Origin of the sequence: Pseudarthrobacter scleromae (genome assembly GCF_014644515.1) — a bacterium.
Taxonomy (GTDB): domain Bacteria; phylum Actinomycetota; class Actinomycetes; order Actinomycetales; family Micrococcaceae; genus Arthrobacter; species Arthrobacter scleromae.
The window spans coordinates 41,641-60,580 of the sequence record NZ_BMKV01000006.1; the positions used below are offsets into that span (position 1 = coordinate 41,641).

At 65.7% G+C, this 18,940-nt stretch carries 18 protein-coding genes and 1 pseudogene; 13 read left to right on the forward strand and 6 right to left on the reverse strand.

What is annotated here, in order from left to right; all coding sequences use genetic code 11:
* Nucleotides 1-2: 2 nt before the first annotated feature.
* Entirely contained in the window at nucleotides 3-605 is a 603-nt protein-coding gene (locus IEX33_RS15905) for a YdeI/OmpD-associated family protein (RefSeq protein WP_188731826.1), read from the reverse strand.
* A gap of 113 nt (nucleotides 606-718) precedes the next feature.
* Here IEX33_RS15905 and IEX33_RS15910 point away from each other — a divergent pair, with 113 nt between their 5' ends.
* The 5 genes from IEX33_RS15910 (at nucleotide 719) to tgt (ending at nucleotide 5,419) form a co-directional block, all read left to right on the forward strand.
* Nucleotides 719-1,450, forward strand: a complete 732-nt coding sequence (locus tag IEX33_RS15910; RefSeq protein WP_188731828.1) for a VOC family protein — start codon at nucleotides 719-721, stop codon at nucleotides 1,448-1,450.
* Nucleotides 1,451-1,544: 94 nt separating this feature from the next.
* Nucleotides 1,545-2,084 (forward strand): NUDIX hydrolase family protein, encoded by a 540-nt coding sequence (locus IEX33_RS15915; protein WP_066273708.1) that lies wholly within the window; start codon nucleotides 1,545-1,547, stop codon nucleotides 2,082-2,084.
* Nucleotides 2,085-2,172: 88 nt separating this feature from the next.
* Nucleotides 2,173-3,204, forward strand: a complete 1,032-nt coding sequence (locus IEX33_RS15920) for a DUF6707 family protein (RefSeq protein ID WP_188731830.1) — start codon at nucleotides 2,173-2,175, stop codon at nucleotides 3,202-3,204.
* An 84-nt stretch (nucleotides 3,205-3,288) separates the two neighbouring features.
* Nucleotides 3,289-4,017 (forward strand): SRPBCC family protein, encoded by a 729-nt coding sequence (locus IEX33_RS15925; RefSeq protein WP_188731832.1) that lies wholly within the window; start codon nucleotides 3,289-3,291, stop codon nucleotides 4,015-4,017.
* A 115-nt stretch (nucleotides 4,018-4,132) separates the two neighbouring features.
* The gene (tgt, locus tag IEX33_RS15930; RefSeq protein WP_188732023.1) at nucleotides 4,133-5,419 is read left to right on the forward strand and encodes a tRNA guanosine(34) transglycosylase Tgt; all 1,287 of its coding nucleotides are present in this window, start codon (nucleotides 4,133-4,135) and stop codon (nucleotides 5,417-5,419) included.
* 136 nt (nucleotides 5,420-5,555) lie between these two features.
* On the opposite strand, the gene IEX33_RS15935 is transcribed toward tgt, so the two are convergent.
* Nucleotides 5,556-6,299, reverse strand: coding sequence for a queuosine precursor transporter (locus IEX33_RS15935; protein WP_188731834.1), 744 nt, complete (start codon nucleotides 6,297-6,299; stop codon nucleotides 5,556-5,558).
* A gap of 184 nt (nucleotides 6,300-6,483) precedes the next feature.
* Here IEX33_RS15935 and IEX33_RS15940 point away from each other — a divergent pair, with 184 nt between their 5' ends.
* From IEX33_RS15940 to IEX33_RS15955, 4 genes are all read left to right on the forward strand, one after another.
* Complete coding sequence (locus tag IEX33_RS15940; protein ID WP_188731836.1) at nucleotides 6,484-7,140, forward strand: TetR/AcrR family transcriptional regulator; 657 nt, start codon at nucleotides 6,484-6,486, stop codon at nucleotides 7,138-7,140.
* A gap of 27 nt (nucleotides 7,141-7,167) precedes the next feature.
* Nucleotides 7,168-8,082 carry a TIGR01777 family oxidoreductase gene (locus IEX33_RS15945; RefSeq protein WP_188731838.1) on the forward strand — a complete coding sequence of 305 codons (915 nt, stop codon included), beginning with the start codon at nucleotides 7,168-7,170 and terminating at the stop codon, nucleotides 8,080-8,082.
* Nucleotides 8,079-8,489: a hypothetical protein gene (locus IEX33_RS15950; protein WP_188731840.1), complete on the forward strand. Its 411-nt coding sequence runs from the start codon at nucleotides 8,079-8,081 to the stop codon at nucleotides 8,487-8,489. Before IEX33_RS15945 ends, IEX33_RS15950 begins: the two co-directional genes overlap by 4 nt.
* Before the next feature lie 70 nt (nucleotides 8,490-8,559).
* Complete coding sequence (locus IEX33_RS15955; protein WP_188731841.1) at nucleotides 8,560-9,432, forward strand: hydroxymethylpyrimidine/phosphomethylpyrimidine kinase; 873 nt, start codon at nucleotides 8,560-8,562, stop codon at nucleotides 9,430-9,432.
* Between the two features lie 151 nt (nucleotides 9,433-9,583).
* Here the strand turns inward: IEX33_RS15955 and IEX33_RS19440 are convergent, their stop codons facing one another.
* On the reverse strand, nucleotides 9,584-9,985 hold the full coding sequence (locus tag IEX33_RS19440; RefSeq protein WP_268238420.1) for a serpin family protein: 402 nt from the start codon (nucleotides 9,983-9,985) through the stop codon (nucleotides 9,584-9,586).
* A gap of 89 nt (nucleotides 9,986-10,074) precedes the next feature.
* A pseudogene (locus tag IEX33_RS19505) lies at nucleotides 10,075-11,028 on the reverse strand (serpin family protein); the annotation flags it as partial.
* Nucleotides 11,029-11,269: 241 nt separating this feature from the next.
* Here IEX33_RS19505 and IEX33_RS15965 point away from each other — a divergent pair.
* Complete coding sequence (locus IEX33_RS15965) at nucleotides 11,270-11,689, forward strand: hypothetical protein (RefSeq protein WP_188731843.1); 420 nt, start codon at nucleotides 11,270-11,272, stop codon at nucleotides 11,687-11,689.
* Here the strand turns inward: IEX33_RS15965 and IEX33_RS15970 are convergent.
* Nucleotides 11,686-13,200: an XRE family transcriptional regulator gene (locus IEX33_RS15970; protein WP_188731845.1), complete on the reverse strand. Its 1,515-nt coding sequence runs from the start codon at nucleotides 13,198-13,200 to the stop codon at nucleotides 11,686-11,688. The two genes, IEX33_RS15965 and IEX33_RS15970, sit on opposite strands and share 4 nt — an antisense overlap.
* A gap of 148 nt (nucleotides 13,201-13,348) precedes the next feature.
* On the opposite strand from IEX33_RS15970, the gene aceA reads away from it, so the two are divergent.
* Both aceA and aceB read left to right on the forward strand, forming a co-directional pair.
* The gene (aceA, locus tag IEX33_RS15975; RefSeq protein ID WP_188731847.1) at nucleotides 13,349-14,665 is read left to right on the forward strand and encodes an isocitrate lyase; all 1,317 of its coding nucleotides are present in this window, start codon (nucleotides 13,349-13,351) and stop codon (nucleotides 14,663-14,665) included.
* A 92-nt stretch (nucleotides 14,666-14,757) separates the two neighbouring features.
* Nucleotides 14,758-16,410, forward strand: coding sequence for a malate synthase A (aceB, locus tag IEX33_RS15980; RefSeq protein WP_188731849.1), 1,653 nt, complete (start codon nucleotides 14,758-14,760; stop codon nucleotides 16,408-16,410).
* Nucleotides 16,411-16,644: 234 nt separating this feature from the next.
* Here the strand turns inward: aceB and IEX33_RS15985 are convergent, their stop codons facing one another.
* Nucleotides 16,645-17,838: an MFS transporter gene (locus IEX33_RS15985; protein WP_188731850.1), complete on the reverse strand. Its 1,194-nt coding sequence runs from the start codon at nucleotides 17,836-17,838 to the stop codon at nucleotides 16,645-16,647.
* Nucleotides 17,839-17,979: 141 nt separating this feature from the next.
* On the opposite strand from IEX33_RS15985, the gene IEX33_RS15990 reads away from it, so the two are divergent.
* Entirely contained in the window at nucleotides 17,980-18,939 is a 960-nt protein-coding gene (locus tag IEX33_RS15990; RefSeq protein WP_188731853.1) for a D-2-hydroxyacid dehydrogenase family protein, read from the forward strand.
* Nucleotide 18,940: the final 1 nt, after the last annotated feature.

The following is an 18,940-nucleotide window of genomic DNA, read 5'->3' on the forward strand; positions in this document are numbered from 1 at the left end:
GGTCAGTTCACGCCGCCGGGCCGCTTCTTCTGCGGGTACAGCGATTCTCCGCGCGCCAGCATCTCCACGAATTCGGCGATCCTCTTCTCGCGGGTGGCAGGCCGGACAGCGGAGTTGACCCGGTAAATCATTGCAAACCGGTTTGTCCCCGTGAGGACATCGAACATCGCCTGGGCGGCGGGAACCGCGGCGATGGCCGCCGCCAGGTCAGCTGGAACTTCAGCCACCGCCTGGCCGCCGTACGCATTGTCCCAGCGGCCGTCGGCCTTCGCCGCGTTCACAGCTGCCCAGCCGGCATCGGTCATCCGGCCTGCCGCGTCCAGCCGGGCCACATGGCCGACGTTCCTGGCAGACCAAGGGCTCCTGGACCGGCGCGGTGTCATCCGCTGGAGCGACGTCTGCTCATCACGGCGGCGCGCCTGGCCATCGATCCAGCCAAAGCACAGGGCCTCATCCAGCGCCGCTGCGTAATCCAGTTCCGTGACGTTTCCGCCCTTCTTGTGCAGGACCAGCCACACCCCGGGGCTGGTGCTGTGGTTTGCCTCCAGCCAGCTGCGCCACGCCGCCGCGTCCGGCAGCAGCAGCTCCTCAAGTTCAATGGCCATGCCCCTATTCTGCCCCCGCATCACGGCACCACGGCAGCCCCTCTCCACAGGCGCCGGTGCCGTGGCATCATGGGCCTAGAGGTCCCTGGATACCGAGGAAAAAGGAAACCAAGATGCTCCGTGTGCGCCCCCTTCACTTCACGTCCAGGCTGGATTCCTGGGGCAGGCTCCTCACCGCCCTGGGCATGGTCCGGACCGAGAACGACGCCGGCTGGCAGGTTTTCGACGCCGGGCTGGGACGCCTGGCCCTCCATGCCGTCCCCGAGGGGGCCGCGGAAGACGGCAGCACCGCGTTGGCAGTGGAGGTGGGAGACCTCGCAGAGTTCGCCCGGCGCACCAACCTGGCTGCTGCGGAAGACGGGACCTCACCCGCAGAGCTGGTCGCCGCGGACCATGGCGACGCCTGCCGTATCACGGCTCCCGACGGTTTCAGCTTCCTTGCGGACAAAGCCGCCCACGGCGCCCAGTGCGCCGACGCCGATCCTGCCCTGGCCGTCGTCGGGGTCTGGTTCACGGAGGACCCCGCGTCTGCCTCCCGCACCCTGCAGCAGGTAGGCGCGCGGCCGCGCCCGGTTCCGGACCAGGACGACACCGCCGACTTCACCGCCAAGAACGGCGGAGTCCTGATGGTCCGTCCGGCCTCGGGAGCACCGCGTTCCGGCTTGGGTTTTGAGTACGACGGCGGGCTGGAGCCTTTGCGGGAACGCCTCGCCTCGGCGGACATCCATGCCAGCATCACGGAGGAAGCCTTCGGGCGCACCCTCCACGTTGCCAACCCCGATGCCGGGACCGGGGCAGCTGGGCACGTGCCGGCGACACTCTGGATCTCCCAGCGTCACGCGTGACAGGACCTCCACGGGAAGGCCGGATGAACCGACGCATTCCGCCGGCAGCTGAGTTCCACCCGTCACGCGGCGTCCCATGGGGTAGAACTTAACCATGAACGTGCGCACCCCTGACCCGAATCCCGGCTGGCTCTCCGAAGAAGACCTCTTTGAGGCACGCGGGCGGCTGCCCATGGTCTATGTGGAGGCTGTGCCGGTCAGGTTGGACCCGCTGGGCTTCGTCAATGAGGTGGGAACCCTGCTCCAGGCCGACGAGGACGGGACCATGGTCCGGTCCCTGGTCTCGGGCCGCGTCATCTACCGCGAGACCATCCGCGCTGCCCTGCTGCGGCATATGGAAAAGGACCTGGGACCGCTGGCGTTCCCTCAGCTCCCCATCAGCCCGGTGCCCTTCACCGTGGCGGAATACTTTCCCGCGCCGTCCCAGACCGGTTTCACGGACGAGCGGCAACACGCCGTGGCCCTGGCCTACGTCATCCCGGTCACGGGCGAATGCGAGCCCCGCCAGGACGCCCTGGAACTGACCTGGATGACCCCCGAGGAAGTCCTCAGCCCCGGCGTCCAAATGGAGTTCGTCGGTGGCCGCGGCAGCCTCATCCGCCAGGCGCTGGCCTTTGCCGGCGTTGGCTTCTGACACTCACGCCGGAACCTGGGGGTCCCCGATTTTAGGTGCCCGCCTTTGTAGACTGTAGGGCGGACCGCAAGAGAACTTAAGGACTCCCATGACCGAAACACCAGCCGCCAGGCACCATCTTGAACAGCAGGCTGGATCTCTGACCACCGGCACCCACATCGTCCTGCCCGACGGCGGGCGCACGGCGGAAGTCCACCAGGTCGAGCTGGAGCGGGACGACTTCGGAGCCCCCGCACTGGTGCTCGCCAGCCTTACCGGCGGCGGAACCCTGCGCATCGCGGTGGGCACCACCGTGACGGTGGTGGACGGAAACCCTGACGCCGTCACCCAGCTTCCGCGGGCAGCCCGCCCTGCGCAGGACTCAGGGCAGAAGGCAGGGCAAGACGCAGTGCAGGAGCAGCCCAGGCAGCTCCGCGAAGAGGCGGCGACGGCTGCCGCCGCTCCCGCCGTCGTCGTGCCTCCCCTTCCTCCGGTCCCGCCGGCCCTCAGCGGACCCAGCGAAGAGGACCTGGCCCTGATTCCAGCGCCGCAGGGTACCCCGGAGTCCGTTGTGGAAGCTGCCGCGGAGGCCCATCCCGACGCGATGGGCGTCCTGTTGCTGTCCGACCGGCTGGCCAAGGGCGTCAACTTCAAGTCCGGCAGCTGCCTGAAGGACCTGAGCGACCTCGCCCATGAGCTGTTCATCACCCTCAAGGACGCCGATGGCTCGCTGGCGGTGGCCGACCTCCTCAACGTCCTCCCCTTCGACGGGAACCCCGGCCGTTGGTCATCCGTGGAAGCATCCCTGGCGCTCTCCAGTTACATCTGCCGCCAGAACGGCCAGTCGGAACGGGCCGAGGTGTACGAGAAGCTGATCCGGACCCCGGAAAACCAGGAGACGGACCCGTTCAAGGCCAGGATGGCCGCCAAGGTACGGCAGCGCTCGCTCAATGAGCCCAACCTGTACGACAAGGAAATTTTCCGCTCCATCGACAACTCGAACCATGACGCCGAACGCGAATGGCGGCTGCTGCGGCTCGAGTCCCTGCTGTTCCTGCGGGCCCACGGCGGCTCCGAAACCATCGGGATGGTCGAGCTGGAGCGGCGCATCAGCAATGAGCTTGAGGCCGTCCGCGCCTGACGTCGGACCCCTCCCGCCGGTACGGTGCCTGGTTGGGTAATTTGCCCCTACCCGGCGCCGTGCCGGAGTTGTACATTCGGGGCTATGACGAACAATCTCAGCGTAGTGATCAACGCCGACGCGCCGCAGGTCTGGACCATGCTGCGTGAACCGTCCAAAGTAGCCCAGTGGCATGGCTGGCAGGCAGAGGACCTGGACTCCGAGATCAAGGAGATCTACTTCTCCGGCGATGTTGAGGAGTCACCGGACCACACAAGCCTGACCGTCCATGGCGGGGACGTCTTCGAGCTGAAACCCGTGCCCAACGGAACGCAGGTCAGCGTGACGCGCGGCGCGCTGGACCACGACTCCGAATGGGCTGCCTGGGACGAGGACATCACCCAGGGCTGGCTCACGTTCCTGCAGCAGCTCCGCTTCGCCCTGGAACGCCATCCGCACGGCAAACGCCACACCCTGTTCCTGCACCTCACGGAAGGAGAAGGGTCCGCGATCGAGAAGCTCGGGCTGACCGACGTCCCGGCGCCGGGCGAAAACTACCAGTTGAAACTGGGGACCGGCGAGGAGATCAGCGGCAAGGTCTGGTACCGGACCAGCCACCAGGTGGGCCTCACTGTCCACAGCTATGCCGAGCATGGGGAGGGGCTCCTGGTGGTGGCCGACCATCCGGCGATCAAGGACGTGCGCGAGGAAGGCGAGGGCTCGCTGGTCATCGCCTCCACGTACGACCTGGGCGCCGCCAGGCTCGAATCGGTGCGCTCCTCCTGGGATGCCTGGCGGGCTGGGAACTACCCGGCATCCGAGGCGGTCAGCTGACAGGGCCGGTTGCCGGGGCGGGACGGAAAGCTGGCACACTGGTACGGTGCCAGCCAACCCTGCCCCAGCTCCTTTCCCTGCCGCCGCCACGGCTGAAACGGCCCTTACTGGAACGGTGCCGTGGACTGCGGCCGGCGCCGCGGCGGACCGGCAGTCGGAATTCTCCTTCCGGGTGGGCACCCGGCTCAGCGAGAACTGCCCGCCGACCGCTGCCCAGGTGGCTTCCAACGGCGGCCAGTTCCTGGGACGGACCGGGACCATCTCCACGCCGCACGGTGAGATCCAGACCCCCGCGTTCATCGCCGTCGGAACCAAAGCCACCGTCAAGGCAGTGCTGCCCGAAGCCGTGGCGGACCTGGGCGCGCAGGCTGTGCTGGCCAACGCCTACCACCTGTACCTGCAGCCCGGCGCGGACATCCTGGACGAGGCAGGCGGCCTTGGCGCGTTCATGAACTGGTCCGGGCCCACGTTCACGGACTCGGGCGGATTCCAGGTGATGAGCCTGGGCTCGGGGTTCAAGAAGGTCATCGACATGAAAGCCGTGGATGCCTCCGGGCCGGACGACGCCGTCGCCCCCGGAAAGGAACGCCTGGCCCACATTGACGACGACGGCGTGTGGTTCAAGAGCCACCTCAATGGCGACAGGCACCGGTTCTCCCCCGAGATCTCCATGCAGGTGCAGCACCAGATCGGCGCGGACATCATGTTCGCCTTCGATGAGCTCACCACCCTGCAGAACTCCCGCAGGTACCAGGAGGAATCCCTCGAGCGCACCCGCCTGTGGGCGTTGCGCTGCATCGAGGAACACTTCCGGCTGACCTCGTCCCGGGCGGGCAAGCCGTACCAGGCCCTGTTCGGCGTGATCCAGGGCGCGCAGTACGAGGACCTGCGCCGCAAGGCGTGCCGGGACCTAGGCGCCATGCCGTTCGACGGATTCGGCATCGGCGGGGCACTTGAGAAGGAGAACCTGGGCACCATCGTCAGGTGGTGCAACGAGGAACTGCCCGAGGACAAGCCGCGCCACCTGCTGGGCATCTCGGAACCGGACGACATCTTCACGGCCATCGAGAACGGCGCCGACACCTTCGACTGCGTCTCCCCCACCCGGGTGGCCCGCAACTCCGCCTTCTACACGCCGCAGGGACGTTTCAACCTCTCCGGCGCCAAGTACAAGCGCGATTTCGGCCCGCTCCAGGACGGCTGCGACTGCTACGCCTGCACCAACTACTCGCGGGCCTACATCCACCACCTCTTCAAGGCAAAGGAGATGCTCTCCGCCACGCTGATCTCCATCCACAACGAACGCTTCGTGGTGAAGATGGTGGATGACGCCCGCCTGGCCATCGAGGACGGGACCTTTTTCGATTTCAAGGCGGAGACCTTGGGGCAGTACTACTCCTGACCTGCCCGACCCTCACAGCCGCCGGGCAGCCGTCGCCGGAATCGCCGGAACGGGATGAGCTCGCCGGTGCATTCCGGCGGGCCTGCAGCTTTCCGGCGATCTCGCCGCATCTGGAAGACACGACGACGGGCGGCGGCTACGCTGCGTTCGTCACCGCTGCCGTCGGGGCACCGTAGCTCGGTTCGCGCTTCTTCACCCAGCGGATCACCAGCGACGTGACGGGGACCAGGATGAACTCCACCAGGGTCTTGTACACAAAGCCCACCACCACGTAGTTCACAAAGGTCGCGGCGTCGGTGATTCCGATGACCGAGGCGGCGATGCTGCAGAAGATCAGCGTGTCCACGAACTCGCCGGCCACTGAGGAGCCCATAATGCGGGCCCACAGGGACTTCTCGCCGGAGCGTGCCTTCATCCGCACCATGATCCAGGAGTTGATGGTCTGCCCGGCCAGGAACGCCAGCAGCGACGCCAGCACGATCTGCGGAACGGGACCGAGGGCGCCTTCCAGGGCTGCCTGCTTGGACGTTCCGAACTCGTCGTCGAATCCGGGCAGGGCGATGATTGCCCAGTAGCAGAGCGATGCGAAGACGGACAGCCCGAAAGTGGTGAGGATGGCTTTGCGTGCCACCTTGAAGCCGTAGACCTCGCTGATGACGTCGCCCAGGATGTACGCCAGCGGGAAAAGGAAGAAGCCGCCGTCGGTGATGATCGGCCCGATGGCCACTCCCTTGGACGCCCCGATGTTGGACAGGATCAGCACCACCGCCATGATCGCCAGCATGATGCCGAAGTACGGGGAGCCGATCGAGGCGAACCGTGGACGGTCCGGAACTGGGGTGTTTTGGGGAAGGGCGTGGTGGCCTGAAACAGGGGTCATGGTGGAGGTCCGTTCGTAGTGGTTCGCTCGGTGCCCGGGGAGCGGGAACACCGGCTGTATTAGCACTGTCCCCCAATTCTCCCACTGCGCGGGAGGCTGCCGTGCGGCAGCGTGATGGCCCCAATCTGAACGCGTTCAAATCTGTGGTACTTTTCTTGAACACGTTCAAATCCAAGGGAAGCCCATGACCGCAAAGAGCGAGCAGACGCGCCGGCTGGTGGCCGGCGTCGCCCTGCGGATGTTCCGGGAGATCGGCTTCGCCAAAACCACCATGCGCGCCATCGCAGCGGAGGCGGGCGTATCGGTGGGCAACGCCTATTACTACTTCGCGTCAAAGGACGATCTGGTCCAGGAGCTGTATCTGCAGGTCCAGGCTGAGCACGCGGCCAGGGCCGCCGAAGCGCTCAAGGACGCTGCCGACCTCACCAGCCGGCTTAGGGCCACCGTTCACACGGGCCTGGACGCCATGGCCCCCTACCACCGGTTCGGCGGCGACTTCATAGCCACCGCCATCCGCCCGACGTCCCCGGTCAATCCCTTCGCCGCAGGGTCAACGGCGGCCCGCGAAGCGTCGCTGGACATCTTCCGCACGGCGGTTGGGGCCGCGAAACCGCCGGCACCGAAAAAGCTCAGGTCCGATCTCCCGGAACTGCTGTGGCTTTTCTACATGGCCGTCACCCTCTTCTGGGTCTACGACACCTCCGACGGGCAGCAGCGGACCAGGCGCCTGGTGGACGGCGCCGTCCCGCTGATCACACGGGGACTCTCATTGGCCAGGGTTCCCGGTGTCGGCAGGATCCTGGACGATTTCCTGAGCCTGAGCCGCAGCATCCGCGGCTGAAGACCGAAACAACACAGTGGGGGGACCATGAGCGGCACCAGAACGGTGGTACTGGCCGGAGCTTCCGGATTCATCGGCAAATATTTCCGGGCCCGGTTCGAGAAGGACGGCTGGAGGGTTCGCACCATTGGCCGCAAAGGCGCCAAGGGGTCGCCGTCGGCCACGTGGGATGACGACGACGCCCGCCTGGCCCAGGTGCTGGACGGTGCGGAGCTATTAGTGAACCTCGCCGGACGCTCCGTATCCTGCCGCTACAGCGCCAGGAACAAGGCCGCCATACGGGAGTCCCGCGTTTCCACTACAGCGGCACTTGGCCGTGCCATCGCACTGTGCCGGCAGCCGCCGTCGACCTGGCTCAATGCGAGCACCGGCACCATCTACCGGCATGCCATGGATGGCCCGCAAACCGAACGTGACGGCGAACTGGGCACGGGATTTTCGGTGGATGTTGCCCGCGCGTGGGAGTCCGAACTTGCAGCCGCTATCACCCCGGGGACGCGCAAGGTCCCGTTGCGGATCTCCATCGTCCTGGGCCCGGGAGGAGGAGCACTGCGGCCCTTCGCCATCCTGGCCCGGCTTGGCCTGGGCGGTCGGATGGGGCCCGGCACGCAGAAATTCAGCTGGATCCACGTGGAAGACCTCTACCGGTGCGTGCGCTTCGTACATGCCCGGAAGGACCTCACCGGCCCCGTGAATGTGGCGTCTCCGGATGTGGTGGACAACCGCGAGCTGATGCGCATGGTCCGCCGGGCCTATCGAGCCAGGTTCGGCATCCCCACTCCGGCCTGGCTGCTGCGGCTGGGTGCCATCCTGATCCGGACAGAGACGGAACTGGTCCTGAAGAGCCGCTGGGTCCAGCCGGAGAAACTGCTGGACGCGGGCTTCGTCTACAGCCAGCCCGAACTGGGCCGAGCGCTTCTGCAGATTGCCAGGGGCGCATGAGCCGGCCGCGCCGGGTGACTTTTGGCCCCGCCGCTTTTCTCCTGGGCGCCGCCCTGACCGTCGTGGTCTTTGGCCTGCCCTTCGGTCCCCCGGGCTATGTGTTCTCAATCGGAGCGGCCCTGGTGCTTGGCATGCCTTTGGCCCTCCTGTCGGGGATGCTCCTGAGGCCCGTCCGCAACCAGTGGTTCCATATCCTTGCCATAGGTGGTGCCGGCGTCGTCACCGGCATCGTGACACTTCTCTTCCTCGTTGGCACCCGTTGGTATTCGATGTGGGGCTTGGTGCTCTGGAGCGGATTCTGCGCGGCACTGGGCCGCTCGGCCGTGGTACCAATCGTCAAGGTCCACGATGAAGCCGAACAAAGCCTGTACGCTGGTCCGCCATCAGCCGCCCCCTTGGAACCCTGACCAGCAGCACGGCCACATGCTGTACAGCACCACAAAGCGGGCATTCGACGCCGGGTGGCAGGATGGTGCCATGACTTCCGCTTCCCTTGATGTCCAGTCCCCCGCTGACACTCCCGCCGTCGTCCTGACCATCGCCGGTTCCGAAGCCACTGGCGGCGCCGGCGCCCAGGCCGACCTGAAGACGTTCCAGGAGCTCGGCGTCTTTGGCATCGCCAACCTGACCTGCATCGTCTCGTTCAACCCGAACGACGACTGGAACCACCGCTTTGTCCCGGTGGACCAGCAGGTCATCGCGGACCAGCTGGAGGCGACCACGGCGGCCTACGGTCCGGCGCCGGACGGGCAGTCCGTGCCCGGCCGGCCGGTGCTGGACACCGTCAAGATCGGGATGCTGGGAAGCCCCGCCACCATCGCCACGGTGGCCGATGCCCTGGGCGGAAACAGGTTCGGGAACGTTGTCCTTGACCCGGTCCTGATCTGCAAGGGCCAGGAGCCGGGGCATGCCCTTGATACGGACCAGGCCCTCAAGGCGCAGATCCTGCCGCTGGCCACCTTTGTCACGCCCAACCACTTCGAGGCCGAGTCGCTGTCCGGCCTGGAAATCACCGACGTCGAGTCCCTCAAGGCCGCCGCCATCCGCATCCACGATCTCAGCGGCGCAGCCGTGCTCGCAAAGGGTGGCGTGCGGCTGGAAGGCCCGGACGCCGTCGACGTCTTCTACGACGGTGAAACCCTGGAAGTCCTGAGCGCTCCCAAGGTGGGCGAGGTGGCCGTTTCCGGTGCCGGCTGCTCGCTGGCTGCCGCCGTGACTGCCGAACTCGCCAAGGGCGCGTCGCCTCTCGACGCTGCCCGCGCCGCCAAGGACTTTGTCACCGCGGGGATCCGGAACCGCGTGGCCTCCGGCGCCCCGTTTGATGCACTGTGGCAGGGCGGCGCCCGCTAGCCCGCCGTCCAACCTCGGACGCTCTCTCACTTAATGCGCGTTTTCCCGGAACCCTCTTGCACTGTGCGCGAGAGGGTTCCGTATTTTCCTGCATTAGCTGATGGAGCGTCGTCTGGGAGGGACGACGGCGGGCCGATCCCACGACGTTCATTCACCTGGGGTCGGCCACAGTTCCCATGAACAGTGGCAGGCCAGTTTCGCCGTGAACGATCTGGTAGTGGAACGGCCGGTCGAACTCGATGCTCCGCTCGGGTTCCGGTGGAGCGCTGGTGGCCTCTCCGTTGATCTGGGTCACGGCGGCGGCAATGGTGCCCTTTTCGGCCACCGTGATGTTGGCAGCCTGGGCGGCCTGGGTAATCATCATCTGCGGCTGGATGTTGTTGAAGTCCTCCGTGGTGCCGAGCATGTTCTCCAGCCCCAGCGCCTCGAAGACCTTGCGGAGATCAAAACTGGACTTGTGGTCCCAGCGGGGCAGCTGGATCTGGACTGACGCGGGCCGGGCGGTATCAAACGTGTCCGCGACTTCCGCAAGTTTCTCCGCGTCGAACGCCACAGGGGGGCCGTGCCGTCGGGAGCGGATTTCCCTGCGGGCAGGACCAGCCGCATGACGAAACCTTCGGCATAGGGAAGATCCACACCCTGCCAGCCGGTGCCTTCCGCATATTTCATCGTGAGTTCGTTGTGCATGGCTGGCACGTCGATTTCCTCCCCTGTGGCTGTGGTGAAGGGCAGGTTAGAGGTGGCGTTCGGATCGAACGGTGTGCTCCAGGCAGAGGCGAAGTACAACGAGTTGAGCAGGCTGAAAGTGTTGTTGGGACTGTACTCCGCCGGGGCTTCCTTGATCCTGCCGCCGGTGTGCCTGTTCACCCAGGCATCGATGGCAGGCTTGGTTGCACCCTCATCGCTGAAATCCACGGGATACACGCCGGTTCCATAGTGCCGGGCCAGCGTGTCCAGGAAGGACTGCCCGGTAGGCACGTCCCTATCTACGAACAGCCCGTTGGCCGGGTGCATGACCGGCTTCCGCGGCGGGTTGTCCTCATCCACTGCACCAGGGTCACCGTCAAACTTTTCGAGCGAGCGGAGGACCGAATTCATGGCCTCATCGCGCTTCTCCGCAGGGAATTGCAGGACGCTGTCCATCTCCGCCGCGGTCTTACCGGTGGCACCTGAACGGAGCATGGCGAGGGCACTTAGGAGACTCCCGGGCGAGGACACCACATTCCCGTTTGCGCCGTCGCCGCCGTCGGCCAGCAACGCTTCGCCGAGGAAGAGCGCGGAAGCCCGGAAGGAGCGCAGTTCAGTGGCGTACTCCTCCCGGTCCACCGAGACCCGCTCGACGCCGTCGGCCGTGAGGAGCTCCGGGGCCGGGGACGGGCCTGGCGCCGCGCACCCCGCCAGTCCCATCACAGCACCCAACGCAATCATCCGCTGAAAACGAAACATCTTTGTTGCCTCCCGGCATGCCGCGGGCGGGAATCCGCCTCCCCCCAGTGAAACAGCGACGACGGCGGAGGACCATGCCGGCAGGATCACGCTTTGCACTCGATTTGGTCTCCCGCCCGCGGGACGCCGCACCGCCGGACGGTCTCTCATTTAACGCAAGAAAACCCGGGACGCCCTATCACAAGGTCGCCCGCAGGGCCCGGCTTCCGGGCTTTCCACATACAGCTTTTATGTTCTGGCGGTGCGGGATGCTGCCTCCCTACGTTTGAGCTAATCAGAAACAGCAAGCGAGATGAGGATCAAGGTGGCAAGAAAGCAGGGAAGGCAGGCGGCACGAACGAATCATGTGCGGAACCAACCAGGTGACCCGTTCAAAGCCTCCGCACCGCAAGTGGCCACCCCTTCATCGGGCAACGTCCGGGAGTTGGAAACCTTGGCCCCGGCCTTCATCTGCTGGTACGTCCAGCGCCCCTTCAGCACAGACGTGGAAGAGGTCCTGGCGAGCCTCAAGCTCTTCTTCCGCTTCTACCCTGAGTTTGATGAAAAGCGTTCCATCACTGCCCTCGACCCGGCCGAGGTCGCAGCAAGATTGGCGTCCCTCATCATCCATACCGTCTATGAAGGCATCGTGGCCACCTATTCGCTGACGACGTTCCTGCGCTTTCTCCACGATTCCGGCCGGTGGTCCGGCAAGCCGGAATCGTACCGGGCAGTAAACGGCATCCTGACGGACATCATCTGCCTGGACATGCGCTCGGCACCCGGCGGCGCGGAGACGGCTAACGTCGCCACGACTGCCCCCGCTGGCTAGCTCCCCGAGTGCGCCTGAAGGAAGCTGTACACCTCGGTCTCGTCCACACCGGGGAAGGCCCCGGGCGGCATTGCGGCCAGCAGGTGCGAATGGGCACGCGCGGAAGGCCATGCATTACCGGCCCAGTGCGACGCAAGCTCGGCTGGCGGTCGCTTGCAGCAGTTTGGATCCGGGCAGGTGGACTTGGCCCTTGCCGTCGTCTCCCGCCCCCGGAACCATTTCACGTGCTGGTACGGGACCCCGATGCTCAGCGAAAACTCCCCGGTGGCGGAGCGTTCGGTGCGGGCGGTGCACCAGTAAGTCCCCGAGGGCGTGTCGGTGTACTGACTGTAGGCACTGAATTTGTCCGGGACGTCGAACACTGCCCGGGACGTCCACGCCTTGCATGACGGCTGGCCCTCGATGGCGCCGGTGTGGTCCTGGGGGAAAGCCACGCCGTCGTTCTCGTAGGCCTTGTAGATGATCCCGCTCTGGTGGGTCTTCTGGAAGTGCGTGGTAATGCCCAGGTGCTGGGTGGCCAGGTTGGTAAACCGGTGGGCGGCCGTTTCGTAGGACACGGCAAAAGCATCGCGGATGTCTTCCACCGCGATCTCCTTGGCGGCCTTGGCCTTGTGCAGGAATTCCATGGTGGCCTGCTCGGGGAGCAGGAGCGCGGCGGCAAAATAGTTCGTTGCCACGCGCTGGGCCAGGAAGTCGCCGTAATTCTTCGGGGTTTCATGGCCCAGGACGTAGTGGCCCAGCGCCTGCAACAGCACCGACCGGGGGTCATGGTCCGTCCGCTGGTTCTGGGTGAGGTAAATTCTGCGGTTCTTCAGGTCGGTCACGGACCGCGTTGAATGCGGCAGGTCACCCACGTGGTGGAGCGTGAATCCAAGATTCTCGGCAATGTCCGCGATGACGTGCTGACTGAGCGGACCGGCGGTGTAGCCCACGGCCTTAAGGACCTTCTGCGCCTCGGCCTCGTACTCCGGGAAATAGTTGCCGCGTTCACGCATCATCGCCCGCAGTTCGCCATTTGCCCGGCGGGCTTCCTCTGGGGTGGCCACCTGCTCGTTCATCTTGCGTTCCAGCTCATGCAGCAGGCCCACCTGGGCCTCCAGCACATCCAGCGGAAGCCGCGAACTGATGCGGATTTTGGGCAGGTTCAGCGTCTCGTACAGCGGGCTGCGCTGGTAGCGTTCCAGCTCGATCTCCAGGGCAGCTCGGCGGCTGGGCGGCTCGGCACCAAGAAGCTGGTCGATGCTGACGTTGAGCGCGGAGGCCAGGTGCTGGAGCAGCCCCAGCTTGGGTTCCCGCTTTCCGTTCTCGATCAGGCTCAGTTGGCTGGGCGCCGTGCCGACGGCGGCGCTGAGGTCATCGAGGGTCAGTCCAGCCTGCTTGCGCAGATGCCTGACCCGCCGGCCGAGGCTGATGACGTCCAGGCCGGCGGACGCGGCGGAGGGTGCTTGCGGCGTGACTTCTCTGTTCCAGCTTCCAGGCGTCATTTCTGAAGGATACGTGAAGAAGTGCATTTCTTTCCATACTTTTTATCTAGAAAGCCGGTTGAAAGTGCTGAAAAGTAGTGATCACGGAAAGAAACACCGCACCGGGAAGCCGGCGGGAACTGCAAAGGCGCAGTTCCCGCCTACCGATTCCGGAGCTCAATCAAGGAGATCAACGATGACTGCAGCATTTGAGCCCACCCAGCAGACGCCCGCAGAGCAGGCCGCCGCACTGGAGCTCGAGTGGGCCGCCAACCCCCGCTGGGAAGGTGTGACCCGGGACTACAAGGCTTCCGACGTCGTCCGCCTCCGCGGCCGCGTCTCCGAAGAGCACACCCTGGCCCGCCGCGGCTCGGAGAAGCTGTGGAAGCAGCTCACCGAAGAGCACAAGACAGGCGGCTACACCAACGCCCTCGGCGCCCTTACCGGCAACCAGGCCGTCCAGCAGGTGAAAGCCGGCCTCCGCGCCATCTACCTCTCCGGCTGGCAGGTCGCCGCAGACGCGAACAACTCGGGCCACACGTACCCGGACCAGTCGCTCTACCCGGCCAACTCGGTCCCGACGGTGGTCCGCCGCATCAACAACGCCCTCCTCCGGGCGGACCAGATCGAGTTCTCCGAAGGCGTCCAGACGGTCGAGGACTGGATGGTCCCGATCATCGCCGACGCCGAGGCAGGCTTTGGCGGACCGCTCAACGCGTACGAACTGATGAAGTCCATGATCCAGGCCGGCGCCTCAGGCGTTCACTGGGAGGACCAGCTCGCCTCGGAGAAGAAGTGCGGCCACCTCGGCGGCAAGGTGCTCATCCCCACCCAGCAGCACGTCCGCACCCTGAACGCGGCCCGTCTGGCCGCCGACGTCGCCGGCACCCCGTCGGTGGTCATCGCCCGTACCGACGCCGAGGCAGCCACCCTGATCACCTCCGACGTCGACGAGCGCGACCAGGAATTCATCACCGGTGAACGTACCGCTGAAGGCTTCTACAAGGTCCGCAACGGCATCGAACCCTGCATCGCCCGCGCCAAGGCCTACGCCCCGTACTCCGACCTCATCTGGATGGAAACGGGCACCCCGGACCTCGAGTTGGCCCGCAAGTTCGCCGAGGCCGTCAAGGCCGAGTTCCCTGATCAGATGCTCTCCTACAACTGCTCGCCGTCGTTCAACTGGCGCAAGCACCTGGACGACGCCACCATCGCCAAGTTCCAGCGTGAACTCGGCGCCATGGGCTTCACGTTCCAGTTCATCACCCTGGCCGGCTTCCACGCCCTGAACTACTCGATGTTCGACCTCGCCCACGGCTACGCCCGTGAAGGCATGAGCGCCTACGTCGAGCTCCAGGAGAAGGAATTCGCCTCCGAATCCCGCGGCTACACCGCAACCAAGCACCAGCGCGAAGTCGGCACCGGCTACTTCGACGACATCGCCACTGCGCTCAACCCGAACGCATCCACCCTCGCACTGGTCGGATCGACCGAAGAGGGCCAGTTCCACTAAATCTTTCCCAAGTAAGTAGCAGTAAGTGTCGTTTTGAAGGCTCAAAACGACACTTACTGCTACCCAGATGGGCCTTGCACCAGGAGACAGAAATGAACACCTTCACAGACAGCTTCACGATCAACGGAATCACACTCACTGCGCAGCCCATTTGCCGGCAGAATGAGGTTCTTACTCCGGATGCGTTGGAGTTTGTCGCAAAACTTCACCGGGCCACCGCGGCGAGGCGGCAGGAACTGCTGCAGGCACGCAGGACGCGGCGGGCGGAGATCGCTTCCGGGCAGGACCCGCGGTTCCTCCGCGAAACCGAGGAGATCCGCAACGATCCGTCCTGGCGCGTCGCTCCCCCGGCCCCGGGGCTGGAGGACCGCCGCGTGGAAATCACCGGTCCGGTGGACAAGAAGATGACCATCAACGCCCTGAACTCCGGGGCCAAGGTGTGGCTCGCTGACATGGAGGACTCCTCCACCCCTACGTGGCGGAATGTCATCAAGGGCCAGCTGAACCTCACCGATGCCCTGGAGCGGCGCATCGACTTCACCTCCCCCGAGGGCAAGGAGTACAAGCTCCGCCCCGCAGGTGACCTGCCCACCATCGTGGTCCGCCCCCGCGGCTGGCACCTGCCCGAGAAGCACATGCTGATCGACGGCGAACCGATCGCCGGCGGCATCGTGGACTTCGGCCTGTTCTTCTTCCACAACGCCCGCCGCCTCCTGGCCCAGGGCAAAGGCCCGTACTTCTACCTGCCGAAAATCGAGAACCACCTCGAAGCCCGTCTGTGGAACGACATCTTCATCCTGGCCCAGGACCTGCTCGGCATTCCGCAGGGCACCATCCGCGCCACTGTGCTGATCGAAACCATCACCGCGGCCTTCGAAATGGAGGAGATCCTCTACGAACTGCGGGACCACGCCGCCGGACTCAACGCCGGCCGCTGGGACTACATCTTCTCCCTCATCAAGAACTTCCGCACCCGCGGCCCGCGCTTCGTCCTGCCGGACCGCAGCCAGGTGACCATGACCCAGCCCTTCATGCGGGCCTACACCGAACAGCTGGTCCGTGCCTGCCACAAGCGCGGCGCCATGGCCATCGGCGGCATGGCCGCAGCTGTCCCCAACCGCAAGGACGAAGCCGCCAACACCAACGCCCTGGAGAAGGTCCGTGCGGACAAGACCCGTGAGGCCAACGACGGCTTCGACGGCTCGTGGGTGGCCCACCCGGACCTGGTGCCGGTGTGCCGCGAAGTTTTCGACAGCATCCTGGGCAGCAAGCCCAACCAGCTGGACCGCAGCCGCGAGGACGTGGTCCCGGACGACCGCGCCCTCATCAACGTTGCCGCCACCACCGGCACCATCACCGAGCAGGGCATCCGCAACAACATCGAAGTGGGCATCCGCTACATCGAATCCTGGCTCCGCGGCAACGGCGCAGTGGCCATCCACAACCTCATGGAAGACGCCGCCACCGCGGAAATCTCCCGCTCCCAGCTCTGGCAGTGGATGTTCTCCAGCGCCATCACGGACCGGGGAGAAATCGTCACCCACCACTGGATCGAGGAACTCCTGGACGAGGAATTCGCGCGGCTGGAACGCTTCGACGGCGACCGTTTCGAAGACGCCCGCGACATCTTCGAGGAGGTCACCATGGCCCAGGACTTCCCGTCCTTCCTCACCCTGCCCGCCTATGCGCGGTACCTGACCGAGGCCCGCGAGAAGGCCACGGTCGAGGAACTCGCCGCCGCATAAACCAGAATTCCGTTCGCCGGGCCGGCACGCCCTTCGCAACAGGCACCTCCGAAATCCGGAGGGCCGGCCCGGCGACGGAACATCCCCACCCCCGGACGCTCTCTCACTTAATGTAGGAAATCCCCGATCGCTCTCTCACTTTCCCCAGGAAAGTGAGAGAGCGTTTCTCGTTAAGGTGCGTTAAGTGAGAGAGCGTCCCAAGGCGGGGAAGGATGTACGACGGCGGCGCCTGGCTCAGCGGCCCTTTGGCACCCGCCGCACGGAGAGGGCAGTGCTGGCAAAGAACGTCAGCACGGATGCCAGGATCACCAGCAGTGCCGGGGTCCAGGAGCCCGAGACGTCGTGGATGTAGCCCACCAGCGGCGGGGCGGCTGCTCCGATTGCGTAGCCGGCGCCCTGCACCACGGCGGACATGCGTCCTGCCGACGCCTGGTCCCTGGCCAGCCGGATGATGGCGATGAAGATGACGGTGATGCCGCCGCCCTGGGCGATACCGCCGGCAGTGGACCACAGCCACCACGCCCCGGGAGCGAGCAGCAGCCCGGCGGGCACAGTAATCCACAGGACACCCAAGGTGACCGCCAGGGACGCCATGCTCATGTATTTGGCGGCAAACGGCACTCCAAGACCGCCCACAATGGCGAGGATCTGGAAGATGGAGGAAGCCGCCCCGGCTTCGGTTGCGGACATTCCCAGCTCGTCGTTGAGGTAACTGGGCAGCCAGGCTGTCACCCCGTAATAGGAAAACGCCTGCCCGGCGAAGCCCGCCGTCAGCCCCGCAGTGATCCAGCGCGAGCCCCGGACCGGCGCCAGGCTGGTGTCCGCCGTGCTTTCGGGCGAGACCAGGAATGCGCTTCGCGGACCCACCGCGAAAATCCAGAACGCCACCGCTGCCACCGCCAGGGCCGCCACCGATCCCAGCGCGAACCTCCACCCCGCCACGCTGGCCAGTGGTGCCGTGATCACCGACGTCAGGAACGAGCCGATGTTCAGGGCTGCCGTGTAGCTGCCCATCGCGGTCCCCTGCCGGGCCGGCGCAAAGTCACGGCGGATAATCAGGGGCACCGCAATGTTGCCCACTGTAATGGCCAGGCCGATCACCACCGTGCCGGCCATCACCAGGACCGGCCCTCCCGAGGAACGAACCAGGACGCCGGCCAGCACTCCAAGGATGGTCAGCGTCACTGCGAACTCGGCGCCGAACTTCCTGGCTGCCAATGATGCCAGGGGTGCGGCAAGGGAGAAGCAGAGGACAGGGATGCTGGTCAGCAGCCCCAACAGCACCGGCGAGAAGTTAAGCTCGGCCTGCATCAGGTCCACCACCGGGGCAACGGCTATGAACGGGCCCCGAAGATTAAGTGCCAGCAGGCCAATGCAGGCCAGCAGGATCCAGCTGTAGGGAATCCGGGCAAGGATTCGGCCGCTCACAGGGCCAGGGACCGGTCTGGGGGTGGTTTCATCACTCCCATTGCTATCACGCCCGGCGGTTCAGCGGTTCCAGGCGTCCCCGCAGGACCCGCGGGCTTACGATGAACTTCACGCCAGAGATCCGGGACGAAGGACAACGCCATGCAGCACCGCCTCGCCATCCTTGATGATTACCAGAATGTGGCCCATGGTTTTGCAGACTGGGCAGCCCTGGAAGCGGAGGGGGTAAGCGTTGTCACCTACCGTGAACCTTTCGCCTCATCCGAGTCCCTGGTGGCCGCGCTGGCGGATGCCACCATAGTGGTTGCCATGCGCGAGCGGACTGCTTTTCCACGCGAAGTGCTCGAGAAACTTCCCGGCCTCCAGCTCCTGGTGACCACCGGGATGGCGAATGCCTCCATTGATGTTGCCGCCGCTGCCGAGCAGGGCATCACCGTCTGCGGCACTCCGGGTTCGCCCACCGCCGCTCCCGAGCTGACGTGGGCACTCCTGCTGGCCATCGCCAGGAACCTGACGGCCGAGGAGAACTCCCTGCGCGCCGGCACGTGGCAGACCTCGGTGGGATTCGAGCTGGCAGGAAAAACCCTCGGTGTTGTGGGGCTTGGCAAGATCGGGCGCCGCATTGCGGCCTATGGGCAGGCGTTCGGGATGGAGGTGCTGGCCTGGAGCCAGAACCTGACGGCCGGGGCGGCGGAGGAGGCCGGCGCGCGGCTGGTGTCCAAGGAGGAGCTGTTCCGCCAGTCAGACGTCGCCACACTCCACCTTCGGCTCTCCGCACGTTCGGAAAACATCGTGGGCGAACCGGAGCTGCGCCTGCTGGGACCCGAAGGCATCCTGGTCAACACCGCCCGGGGCCCGCTGGTCAACCAGGACGCACTGCTGAAGGCCCTCAGCGAGGGCTGGATCCGGGGTGCGGCGCTGGACGTGTTCGACCAGGAACCGCTGCAGGCCGGGCATCCGCTCCTCGCCGCGCCCAATACGGTGCTCTCGCCGCACCTCGGCTACGTCACGCGGGAAAGCTACCGCCAGTTCTACGGCGGGGCATTCGAGGACGTCACCGCCTGGCTGGCCGGCGCGCCCGTCCGGACCATCGCACCGTAGC

What these genes read in the sequence shown, in the direction of transcription:
- IEX33_RS15910 (WP_188731828.1), top strand. Translation starts at nt 719, where the DNA reads ATGCTCCGTGTGCGCCCCCTTCACTTCACGTCCAGGCTGGATTCCTGG.
- IEX33_RS15920 (WP_188731830.1), top strand. Translation starts at nt 2,173, where the DNA reads ATGACCGAAACACCAGCCGCCAGGCACCATCTTGAACAGCAGGCTGGA.
- IEX33_RS15950 (WP_188731840.1), top strand. Translation starts at nt 8,079, where the DNA reads ATGAGCCGGCCGCGCCGGGTGACTTTTGGCCCCGCCGCTTTTCTCCTG.
- IEX33_RS15935 (WP_188731834.1), bottom strand. Translation starts at nt 6,299, where the DNA reads ATGACCCCTGTTTCAGGCCACCACGCCCTTCCCCAAAACACCCCAGTT.
- IEX33_RS15945 (WP_188731838.1), top strand. Translation starts at nt 7,168, where the DNA reads ATGAGCGGCACCAGAACGGTGGTACTGGCCGGAGCTTCCGGATTCATC.
- IEX33_RS15925 (WP_188731832.1), top strand. Translation starts at nt 3,289, where the DNA reads ATGACGAACAATCTCAGCGTAGTGATCAACGCCGACGCGCCGCAGGTC.
- IEX33_RS15905 (WP_188731826.1), bottom strand. Translation starts at nt 605, where the DNA reads ATGGCCATTGAACTTGAGGAGCTGCTGCTGCCGGACGCGGCGGCGTGG.
- IEX33_RS15915 (WP_066273708.1), top strand. Translation starts at nt 1,545, where the DNA reads ATGAACGTGCGCACCCCTGACCCGAATCCCGGCTGGCTCTCCGAAGAA.
- IEX33_RS15940 (WP_188731836.1), top strand. Translation starts at nt 6,484, where the DNA reads ATGACCGCAAAGAGCGAGCAGACGCGCCGGCTGGTGGCCGGCGTCGCC.
- aceA (WP_188731847.1), top strand. Translation starts at nt 13,349, where the DNA reads ATGACTGCAGCATTTGAGCCCACCCAGCAGACGCCCGCAGAGCAGGCC.
- aceB (WP_188731849.1), top strand. Translation starts at nt 14,758, where the DNA reads ATGAACACCTTCACAGACAGCTTCACGATCAACGGAATCACACTCACT.
- IEX33_RS15955 (WP_188731841.1), top strand. Translation starts at nt 8,560, where the DNA reads ATGACTTCCGCTTCCCTTGATGTCCAGTCCCCCGCTGACACTCCCGCC.
- IEX33_RS15970 (WP_188731845.1), bottom strand. Translation starts at nt 13,200, where the DNA reads ATGCACTTCTTCACGTATCCTTCAGAAATGACGCCTGGAAGCTGGAAC.
- IEX33_RS15990 (WP_188731853.1), top strand. Translation starts at nt 17,980, where the DNA reads ATGCAGCACCGCCTCGCCATCCTTGATGATTACCAGAATGTGGCCCAT.